This is a genomic window from Acinetobacter sp. 1294243, assembly GCF_000588015.1.
In the GTDB taxonomy this organism is placed as follows: Bacteria; Pseudomonadota; Gammaproteobacteria; order Pseudomonadales; family Moraxellaceae; genus Acinetobacter; species Acinetobacter pittii.
The window spans coordinates 1-9116 of the sequence record NZ_JFXG01000036.1 but is presented as its reverse complement, the minus strand read 5'-3'; the positions used below and the strand labels follow the sequence as shown (position 1 = coordinate 9116).

Here is a 9116-nt window from a genome sequence, read left to right as displayed (position 1 = left end):
AGTTCTTCCTTGACGATGATTCGGACTGTTTTCTCATCCAGTTTTTCAGCTTCAACAGTAGCCCCACTCACATGATTAATGACTTCAATTTTAAAATTGATTGTCGGTGAAATAGGCTCAATTGAAGGCATAAACTCAGCTTGAGGGCGCGGAGATTGACCTGAGGTAAAGTCCTGCACATCTTCAAGATTTGTTCGATCCTGAACTAAACCATTTGAAGAGAAGTAAACTTTTCCGTCATGAAATAAATCAGAACGAGTGGGAGCAGTCGGTTTTGAAACAGTTCCTCCAGTAAATCCACCGTTCGCAAAGCCTTTAGTAATAATCTGATTTTCTCGGATAGGTTGATTAAAAATATTCGAAATCGTTTGATTATCATTAAATGCTTTTGAACTAAGGAAAGAACGATTAAAGACTTTTTCTACTGAAGTATTGTTTGTAGCGTGGTTATTAATAAATGCTTCAGGGCTTGAACTCTTACGCATGTTTTCAACTAACCCAACACCACCCCAACGGCGAATATCTTCTTGCGACCAAACAACCTCACCTTTATGGACAATACCCGCAGCTTCATACTTACCACCAGATCCAGTGTAACCACCGTCCGCAAAACCTTGATCTTTGATTGCCCGGATGTTTGCAATAATGCTGGCTCCTTGTGCAACGGCTCCAGCAATTAAAGGCAAGTTATAAGGGAAACCAACTTTTGAAGCTGCTGCGATATTTTGCTGAATGGCAATACCTGCAGCTGCAATTGCATAAGCTTTATCTGCCGCAAACATGAGCTTGTATGCTTTAGATTGCTCACCAAACATTGAACCAAACATCGATGTGACTGAACCCATCATTTGCCCACCAAGAGCAATCTGAGCGTTTAATCTATCTTGTTGATACTTGTCTTCAACATCTTTAACGTTCTGAGCATAATCACTGTAAATTTGATTTCGTTGCTCATGAGCAGCTTGAATGATTGCAGTTTTCTGGTTTTCGAAGTCCTGTTGCTGAATTAATCCAGCTTCCATTTGTGCATTCAGACTATCTAAACCATTTTGTTCATTAAGATCTGTGGCAGCATATTGACTATCCGCAAGATCATTTGCAGCACCCAAACGGCTAAACCGTTCCTGATCCTGCCTAAAGAACTCACTGGAACCATTCATATCAGCCTGGATACCACCCCAGTTTTGAACAGCATTATTGACTTTGTCGTGTGTCTCTTTGTCCTGTGTGGCTTTAGACAATGCGATTAGCTTTTGCCGCTCTTCAATTGAAAGTTTTGAGTTCTTAAGGATTTCTTTCCTTTCAAGTCTATATCGCTCCTGCATGGCTTGAGTTTCGGAAAGCAGAGATAAACGTGCTTGAAATAAGCGTTGTTCTTGGGCCAACTTCATAAGCGCGCTTTCTTGCTGATATTGCTGTTCCAGCAATTCCACTGCCTGTTTCTTTTCAGACTTACTTAATTCAATGTCATGAGATGCATTGAACTTTTTGCGATCAAAACTTTCTTTAAGTAAATCAGCCTCGGTTTTCTGGAATTCCTTGTAATCCTCAAGTTTCGTTCTCAGAGCTTGTTTAGCGATAGCGATATCATTATCGGCACGGCGATTTATTTCCGCCTTGATTTCTGCTGTTCGTTCCGCGCTAAAATTAGCTTTATCAACATCTTCCAATCTTGCCTTTCTATTATTGTTAATTCGTCCAACTTCAGTGGCTACTTCATTTTCAAGTGATCGTTGTAAGTCTTGCTGACGATCAAGTTGCGATTGAATATCACCCGAAGCTTTATCACTGCCTTTGCTAGCTCCGCTCTTAACCTTGTTTTGCATACTTGGTGACTGGTGAAGAAGTTTTAGTGATACACCATCCTCAAAGATCACCTCGCTGACATAGCCACCACCTTTGCTGTCATACCATGTCTTAATATCTTTCACGGCGACATTGGTCGTGATTGGTGTGCCTTCGGGCATCGAAAAATCAATACCCTTATGAAATGAAGAAGCCCCTTTAGTAGGGGCTTGTCTTGGACCATAATTTGAACTGATCTTATACGAAGATAATGGTTTTCCACCTGCTTGTAATCGAGCCAGGTGTTCATTAGAAACTTTCTGGCCAGACATCGAGCCGCCATATCGAACGTCAAGATGAGGTCCAGTACCAATACCAGATTGACCGGAAATACCGACTAGACGCTTAGAAAGTTTTTGCTGTTTAGATAATTCATTAGTACTTTCCTTTAATGCTTTATTTTTAGCATCAATTACCTTCTTGTTTTGCTCCTCTATGGATAAAGTCTCCAAACCTATCTGATATAACTCATTAGAAACTTTTACTCCACTTTTTCGCGCCCAACTTGCAGTTTCTACCATTTGCTTCACTTGTTCAGGTGAGTAACCTTTAGCAAGTAAACCTTTAGTAACTAATGCTTCAAATTTTCGATCTGCCAGTGAATCGGCATATTGCTTTTGTGCATTTTTAGCTGCTAATGCGGCCTTTTCATTCTCAGTTAAGGACTTAGTGTTTTTATCAACGCCAACAATGGCATTTTCAGCCTTATTACCTGCAAGCGTTACTTCTATACCAAATAAGTTATACGTTTGCTTGGTCTTGGCTGCAGTTTCTGCCGCTTCATCATAGGCATTCACTTGTTTGAGCAGTGCATCCATTAAATCAGAAGGAATCTTCTGATTCTTTAATTGCTCAATTGCTTCAGTATAGGAAATGGTACCAAGACGTGCTTTATTCGAAATTTCAGCTACTTTAGCATTACCTACTGCATAGTTCTGGATATTGATTAATGCTGAACCGACTGCTAATTCTTGTTTTTCCAATGCTTTGTTTTGATCATTTATTGTCGCTGCTAAATCACCTAATTTTTCCTTACGTTGTTCATCATTTAGAGCCTTGATTTCTTCCTTAGTTAATTTTGCCGCTTCAGCCTGCTCTTTTAACTTTGCTGTTGCTTCTGCAGATTTACTTGAGAAATACATATAAGTAGCAGCCAAAGCTGTTACTCCTAATGTGATTGCTCCGATTGGGCCACCAATTAAGCCCCACGCTCCTCTAACTAAACTTGCCATTGAAACACTTTTCCCCTGAGCTGCTGTGACCGCTTTCGTTGCTTTCTCTACATTATTGGCTGCAAGTACATATCTGGCGCTAGCAGCACTTGCTCCAAATTTAGCTTGTGTTTCGGCATTTGTTGCTCTTACATTCGCTAAATGTGCCTCAGCTTCAGCCAAGGCAGCTTTTGCACTTTCTATCGATTTTTGCTTTTGCAATTGGGTAGCTGCATTGTTAGCAACTAATGATCCTAATTTGGTATTTAAAGCTGTCACTTGTGTTGCAATCGCTTTAGTGAGCAATGCTGTACCACCCAAGATCGCAACATAAGAAATTGATTCTAAATTTTCAGCTAAAACCTGAATTGAACCTGATAATGCTTGAGCTGCGCCGCTTCCTTGTCCAGCTTCGCCTACAAACTTAGTAATTTCATTATTAAGTAGAGTTAATGATTGTCCAATTGTAATATCAGTTTTAGCAAATAATGCATCTACATCATTTTGAACATTTTTAAGCGCTTTAACGATTTCTTGTGAAGTAATTTTTCCTTCAGCCGCAACTGAACGCAACTCTCCTACGGTGATCCCCATGCCTTGAGCAATAGCCTTTGCTAATGCCGGAGTTTGCTCCATTACAGAATTAAGCTCTTCACCACGCAATGTACCGCTTGCTAACGCTTGTCCGAATTGAACTAAAGCTGCATCAGCAGCTTCTGCACTTGCACCACTAATTGCTACGGCTTTAGATACGGTTTCAGTTAAACGCGCAGTATCATCCATAGTAAGGTTTAAAGTCTTAGCATTATCGCTAAAGCGTTGGTAAACCTGTAACACCGAATCCCAAGCTGAGTGTGTTTTTTGAGCAATTCGGAAAGTATCTTCAGTTGCTTTATTCAATTCAGCTTGATTGTTGGTAACCAACTTTAATCTATTCTGTAAACCAGTATAAGCATCCATTTTAGAGATGGCTGCACCCACAGTAACTAATCCTGCCATATAGCCTGCAAGTGCACGAGTAGCTACAGATAAGCCATCCATAGACTTCGAAGCATAGTCTCCTTTACGTTCAATACTATCCAGCTCATTGCCTAGATTACGCGCATTACGTTCAGCATTTTGCGAATCAATAACAATGACCAAACGGGATTCTTGTGCCATCTTTACTTTCCTCTAGACAATAAAAAACCCCGCTTTGCGGGGTTTTTTGTTTAAAATAATTTAGTCTTTAAATGTATCAAGGCAAATCATTAAAGCCTCGTTAGCAAACTCAGTTTCTGCTTCTTTCTTTTTTTCTTCAGTATTCCAAAGTGGTTGTTTATAAGCATCTTTTATAATAGCTATATAAAATCCTTTAATCTGATGATCTTTTAAGCTCTTCTCAATTCTATTAATAGGAGCAATAGCTTGTTCACCATGTTGTCTATTATGCATGATGATTTCTGCATATTTCGAAATAGATTCACAGAATTTAAGCTTTTGAGAACCATCATCTGCTATTGCTGTGTTAGTGCAACCTATTAATAAACAAAAAAGTATTTTTTTCATTAAATTACCTATTACTATGAATGAGTGTAATTTAACAGCTCACTAATCTAAAAAACACCCGTGTATACTATTCACAACCCACCCATTAAGTGTTTACACATTTCTTTCTCGTTACCTAATTGTATTAATTTAAAAGTATTGCTTGAGCCGCCAGATCCACTACTTGCTCCCCAAACTCCATATACACTTTTTTTCTTGGTAGCACTGAGAATATAAGCCTTTTCAAAATTTCCCGCACTCAATTGTCTCTCACATATTTTTTTAAAACTTATTCCAGCTTTAGTTAAAGACTTAAATGGGGAGAATTCACAATCTCTAAAACCCTCTCCAAAACATATATCTCCATCTCTTTCTGGCATAGCAGGGTAAAAAGATATTGTATCAACTCCGAACTTACCAACAGTTCCTTCAAATATTATCGTCCAAGGAATCTCATATTCTTTATGATCTAGATATTTACCCTTTACGCCTAAAACATTTACTCTCGCAATACCTTTTCTACTCGAATAATAGGTACCATCATCCAATTTAGTTTCGATATATGATTTATCAATCCAAATCACATTAGGATCATTAGCCCGATAATTCCAAGAAAAATTTTGATCATCCTTGTTTGGCATGAATTTAAAAATTAACTGGCCTAGCTCTTGTTGTTTTAATTTTAAGAGAGCTGGATATTGGACAGTAACATCTGCACTATTAGCAACCATAAATGGACCTAAGGCTAAGAATCCAAATAAAATAATCTTTTTCATATAAAATAAACCCAATATCAACACCTTAAAATTAGCTAATAATCCAAATAAAAATTATTAAAGCTATAAATAAAATAACCCCACTGATTATCCATTCAGATTTAGGGTAACCCCATACATTATCTGGATTATTAAAATCAGGTTCTCTACTAGGTATTGTTTTCTTAGTATGACTAGAGAACTTAGAATAAGATAAGCCAGTACCTGGAATACCTACTGTTGTGCGAGTACCCTTCTTACTTACATTTACACGTGCACCTTTTCCACCCACAGAAACACTTGATAGCCCTTTTTTACTAACATTGACACGGATTCCAGGAGCAATTTTTATACTTTTTCTAAAATTCAATCCCATCACATCACCTATCTAGAGCAGATCTTTTTAGAAGCACTGATGGAACCATCATTACAAACAAACTTACTACCATCGCAATGACTTACCCCACCTTTCTTACCAGAGCACGGTTGTCTGCCTCTACCTGCTTCCGCAACACTTAATGAGCTTAAAACTAACAAAAGACTTAAAATGACTTGTTTCATGAATTTCACCGTTTGTTATAAAGTGTACTAACTTTAACAAACTGGTTACTAAATGTCACATAAAGTAAAACCACCCGAAGGTGGTTATATTGGTTGTTTGTCATTTTTATTTCTTAATCAAAAGTATTTACCTTATCTGAAAAGATATAATGTGAAACATCTCGTATAGGAAATGGAGAACCATTAACAATTAGAGGATAGAATTGTGCTTTCTTTCGAAACTCTTCCAATACATAACTATCTAGCTCAGGCACTCCGCTACTTTTCTGAATTTTTGCTACAGTTAAATTTCCATTTTTATCAGCTTCAGAATAGATCGTAATTTTTCGTTCCTGACCTTTAAGATATCTTTTATTAACAATAATTTCAGGAAAGTTTTTAAATTTAGGTTTTCTAGAAAGTTTCAAGTCCATTGGTTGCGTAAATCTTATAGGATAATAAATTCCATTTTCTTGGTACGGGTAAAAACTAGCTTTTTTTATTGCTATCAATATTTTGTTATCTAACTTATCTATACCACTACTTTTAATGATTTTTGCTCGAGTAATTATCCCTCTCTCATTTGCATCAGCCGAAATCGTTATAACCCTATCATACCCTTCAAGATCCCCATCTATAATATTGATCTTAGGCAATTCCTTCCATTTTAAATTTGGTGGCATCTCTCTTATATAATCATCAGAGTCACTTGCGTAAGTTCCAAATGAAAAGGAAAAACAACTTAAGAAAATAATTATTAAATTTTTCATGTCGACCTAGAATTGAGTGATTTTTTAAAAGAATAAAGGTTTTTTTTAATTATAAGGGATTTTTAGGCACAATGAATGGACCAAGCTTTTTTATAAAAACTAATCGCAGCCTCATAATCTCTTAAAAGAGTTTCCTTGGTATATACATTAGGGGAAAGCTTGAGTAATGCTGGCATATATTGGTTCTTATAGACCTCTGGATATGTCTTACACAATATCTCTCGCTTCTCATCAATTGGTACATCATGATTATTTAATGCATCAAGCATCTTACCTATTTCCTGATTTGAAGTTATATATTGCTCTTCAACCGAAGGAGGAAGCGGTTTAATTTTATCTTGTTTAGAACAGCTAACTAATACGACTAGAGAAATAGTTAAACCTAATGAATATAAAAGTTTTGCTAACATATTAATTTTAAGTATAAGCCATTGTTAATATAGTGTATTTCTTATAAATAAAATTCATTATCTCTTTTCTAGATTCTGTCATTAATTTGCTATTGCGAATATATTTTCATATCTGTATACTGATACTACACACTACACGGATAGAGATGAGCAATTGATTAAGAGTTTCAAGCATAAGGGGTTGCAAGCTTTCTTTGAAGAAGGCTCAACTGCTGGTATCCAAGCTGCTCACTCTAAGAAATTACGTTTACTTTTAGCTTCATTGAATGCTGCCACCTCAGTTTATGACTTGAGGACACCACCAAATTGGCGCTTACATGAATTAAAAGGCAATCTTGAAGGTCATTGGTCTTTAACTGTAAACGGAAATTGGCGTGTAACGTTTAAATTTGAAGATGGCGATGCATACATCGTGGATTATCAAGATTATCACTAAATTGTCTTTAAGCGCAGGAGTGCTTTACTATGAAAGTTATGTTTAATGCACCACACCCTGGCGAAATTCTTCAAGAGTATCTAGAGGGCATTTCAGTTACTAGCGCAGCACGAGCATTGGGCGTTACTCGTGCAAACTTATCTCGCATCCTCAATGGCCATACTGGCATATCAGCTGATATGGCGCTTCGTCTTTCTGAAGCCCTTAGCACCTCACCAGAATTCTGGTTAAACTTGCAAGTACAGTATGATCTTTGGATTGCCAGCCAAAATAAGCGGCCAACGATTCAGCATTTAGCGCCAGCAATGGCATAAAAGATAAAGGAGCAAATTAAATGCTCCTTTTTACCTACCCTTCTAGTTTCTAGATTGCATTTTCTTATGTGAGTCATCTAGAAAAATGTTATCTATAGCAAAAATACAGTCATCAAAGATGTCTCTATCGACTGGCAATTCATAGTGCTCACAGTATGCTGAGATAGCCGAATTATCCAAGGCTAAGGGAATACCCTGCTCATAACGCCTAGATCTGCAAATAGTGCTAAATGCCGAAAGAATAGATTCAGCTGCATAAGAATATTCTGGTGGATCCGGAATGCGGCCACCTAAGAATTTGATTTGTTCGATTTCGTGCGGCGTTTTCGACGCATACGTTTTTTGGTATTTGTAGAGCTCGATGACTTTCCCAGAATTAAAGCCTTGTCCTTGTCGGCTTCTTCCTGAATCTTCTGAGCCTGCTCTTTGATGAATAACCAGATTGAAATACCAATGTCACCTAGATTTAGAAGTTTTGAGGCATTCTCAGGTGTATAAGGTTTTTCCGACTCGACCGTTTTACCTTCTACGATTTCGGTAAAAACCACGCCCTTCCAGTCTTCAATTAAGTGGGCGGCGCAAGCATCCATCAACAGCTCATGGTAGAGCTTAGCGTTTTCATCTTTGACCATTACATCATAGCCTTTGGATGTGATTTGGTTTCCTGCCCGTTCTATAGCTACCTGAAAAGGCTTATAAGCGATACCACGGACTTTGAACTCAGCCTGTACCTCTCCATCAACCCCTTTGTATTCACACCATTTTGATACGTCTGAACTTTTAATAATTCCGACTTTTAAAGCCATAACAACCTCTAATTTTTAGTAATAAAAAAGCCCATGGGATTCCATAGGCTTTGTTACTGAATAAGTTGATTACACAAGAGCTCGTACAATCGTTGGACTGGTACGCACTTGGGCAAAATTGATATCTACAGTAATGATGTCATCTCCACCACCATCCGGATGATTTGCTTCCTTGACTTCAAGCTGTGGGAAATTAAATGAGTATTTACTTCCCTTGCTATCGGTAATATCAAAGGTCAGCGTAAATACATCACGAGTCTTGATTGCATCAATCCAAGCAGCAGATGTTGCTGAGAACATGAAATTGGCATTTACACCAATATCCATCATTTTTTCTAAGTAGAACTCAGGCGTGTACTTACCAGAACCGATACAACGGATCGCTTCCAGATTATTATTAAAGTTGATGGTGAGTGTCTGCAGACAAGCTTTACCTTGAATTGACTGACCATTAATAAGTAGCTTTTCAACGTTTGGCATACTCACTAGAGGGCGAGTCGAT

General features: G+C 37.6%; 11 protein-coding genes. 2 read left to right on the top strand and 9 right to left on the bottom strand.

Annotated features, from left to right (window positions below; all coding sequences use genetic code 11):
• The 7 genes from J655_RS23855 to J655_RS23830 form a co-directional block, all read right to left on the bottom strand.
• On the bottom strand, window positions 1–4217 hold a 4217-nt coding region (locus J655_RS23855; RefSeq protein ID WP_032053398.1), incomplete at its 3' end, for a tape measure protein.
• A 60-nt stretch (window positions 4218–4277) separates the two neighbouring features.
• Entirely contained in the window at window positions 4278–4604 is a 327-nt protein-coding gene (locus tag J655_RS23850; RefSeq protein WP_081311979.1) for a hypothetical protein, read from the bottom strand.
• Window positions 4605–4675: 71 nt separating this feature from the next.
• Entirely contained in the window at window positions 4676–5359 is a 684-nt protein-coding gene (locus J655_RS23845; RefSeq protein ID WP_032053394.1) for a hypothetical protein, read from the bottom strand.
• 31 nt (window positions 5360–5390) lie between these two features.
• Window positions 5391–5714 (bottom strand): DUF4236 domain-containing protein, encoded by a 324-nt coding sequence (locus J655_RS23840; RefSeq protein WP_032053391.1) that lies wholly within the window; start codon window positions 5712–5714, stop codon window positions 5391–5393.
• 8 nt (window positions 5715–5722) lie between these two features.
• On the bottom strand, window positions 5723–5899 hold the full coding sequence (locus J655_RS25015) for a hypothetical protein (protein WP_001983384.1): 177 nt from the start codon (window positions 5897–5899) through the stop codon (window positions 5723–5725).
• A gap of 113 nt (window positions 5900–6012) precedes the next feature.
• Window positions 6013–6648 carry an energy transducer TonB family protein gene (locus tag J655_RS23835; protein WP_025466349.1) on the bottom strand — a complete coding sequence of 212 codons (636 nt, stop codon included), beginning with the start codon at window positions 6646–6648 and terminating at the stop codon, window positions 6013–6015.
• 62 nt (window positions 6649–6710) lie between these two features.
• Window positions 6711–7058, bottom strand: coding sequence for a hypothetical protein (locus J655_RS23830; RefSeq protein ID WP_032053389.1), 348 nt, complete (start codon window positions 7056–7058; stop codon window positions 6711–6713).
• Window positions 7059–7212: 154 nt separating this feature from the next.
• Here J655_RS23830 and J655_RS23825 point away from each other — a divergent pair, with 154 nt between their 5' ends.
• On the top strand, window positions 7213–7494 hold the full coding sequence (locus tag J655_RS23825) for a type II toxin-antitoxin system RelE/ParE family toxin (protein ID WP_032053387.1): 282 nt from the start codon (window positions 7213–7215) through the stop codon (window positions 7492–7494).
• Window positions 7495–7523: 29 nt separating this feature from the next.
• Entirely contained in the window at window positions 7524–7808 is a 285-nt protein-coding gene (locus tag J655_RS23820) for a HigA family addiction module antitoxin (protein WP_032053385.1), read from the top strand.
• Between the two features lie 290 nt (window positions 7809–8098).
• Here the strand turns inward: J655_RS23820 and J655_RS23815 are convergent, their stop codons facing one another.
• A complete protein-coding gene (locus tag J655_RS23815) occupies window positions 8099–8614 on the bottom strand; it encodes a hypothetical protein (protein ID WP_032053384.1) in 516 nt (171 codons plus the stop codon).
• 69 nt (window positions 8615–8683) lie between these two features.
• On the bottom strand, window positions 8684–9116 hold a 433-nt coding region (locus tag J655_RS25460; RefSeq protein WP_032052305.1), incomplete at its 5' end, for a phage tail tube protein.

Coding starts and splice junctions, on each gene's coding strand:
- J655_RS23850 (WP_081311979.1), bottom strand. CDS start 4,604: ATGAAAAAAATACTTTTTTGTTTATTAATAGGTTGCACTAACACAGCA.
- J655_RS23845 (WP_032053394.1), bottom strand. CDS start 5,359: ATGAAAAAGATTATTTTATTTGGATTCTTAGCCTTAGGTCCATTTATG.
- J655_RS23840 (WP_032053391.1), bottom strand. CDS start 5,714: ATGGGATTGAATTTTAGAAAAAGTATAAAAATTGCTCCTGGAATCCGT.
- J655_RS25015 (WP_001983384.1), bottom strand. CDS start 5,899: ATGAAACAAGTCATTTTAAGTCTTTTGTTAGTTTTAAGCTCATTAAGT.
- J655_RS23835 (WP_025466349.1), bottom strand. CDS start 6,648: ATGAAAAATTTAATAATTATTTTCTTAAGTTGTTTTTCCTTTTCATTT.
- J655_RS23830 (WP_032053389.1), bottom strand. CDS start 7,058: ATGTTAGCAAAACTTTTATATTCATTAGGTTTAACTATTTCTCTAGTC.
- J655_RS23820 (WP_032053385.1), top strand. CDS start 7,524: ATGAAAGTTATGTTTAATGCACCACACCCTGGCGAAATTCTTCAAGAG.
- J655_RS23815 (WP_032053384.1), bottom strand. CDS start 8,614: ATGGCTTTAAAAGTCGGAATTATTAAAAGTTCAGACGTATCAAAATGG.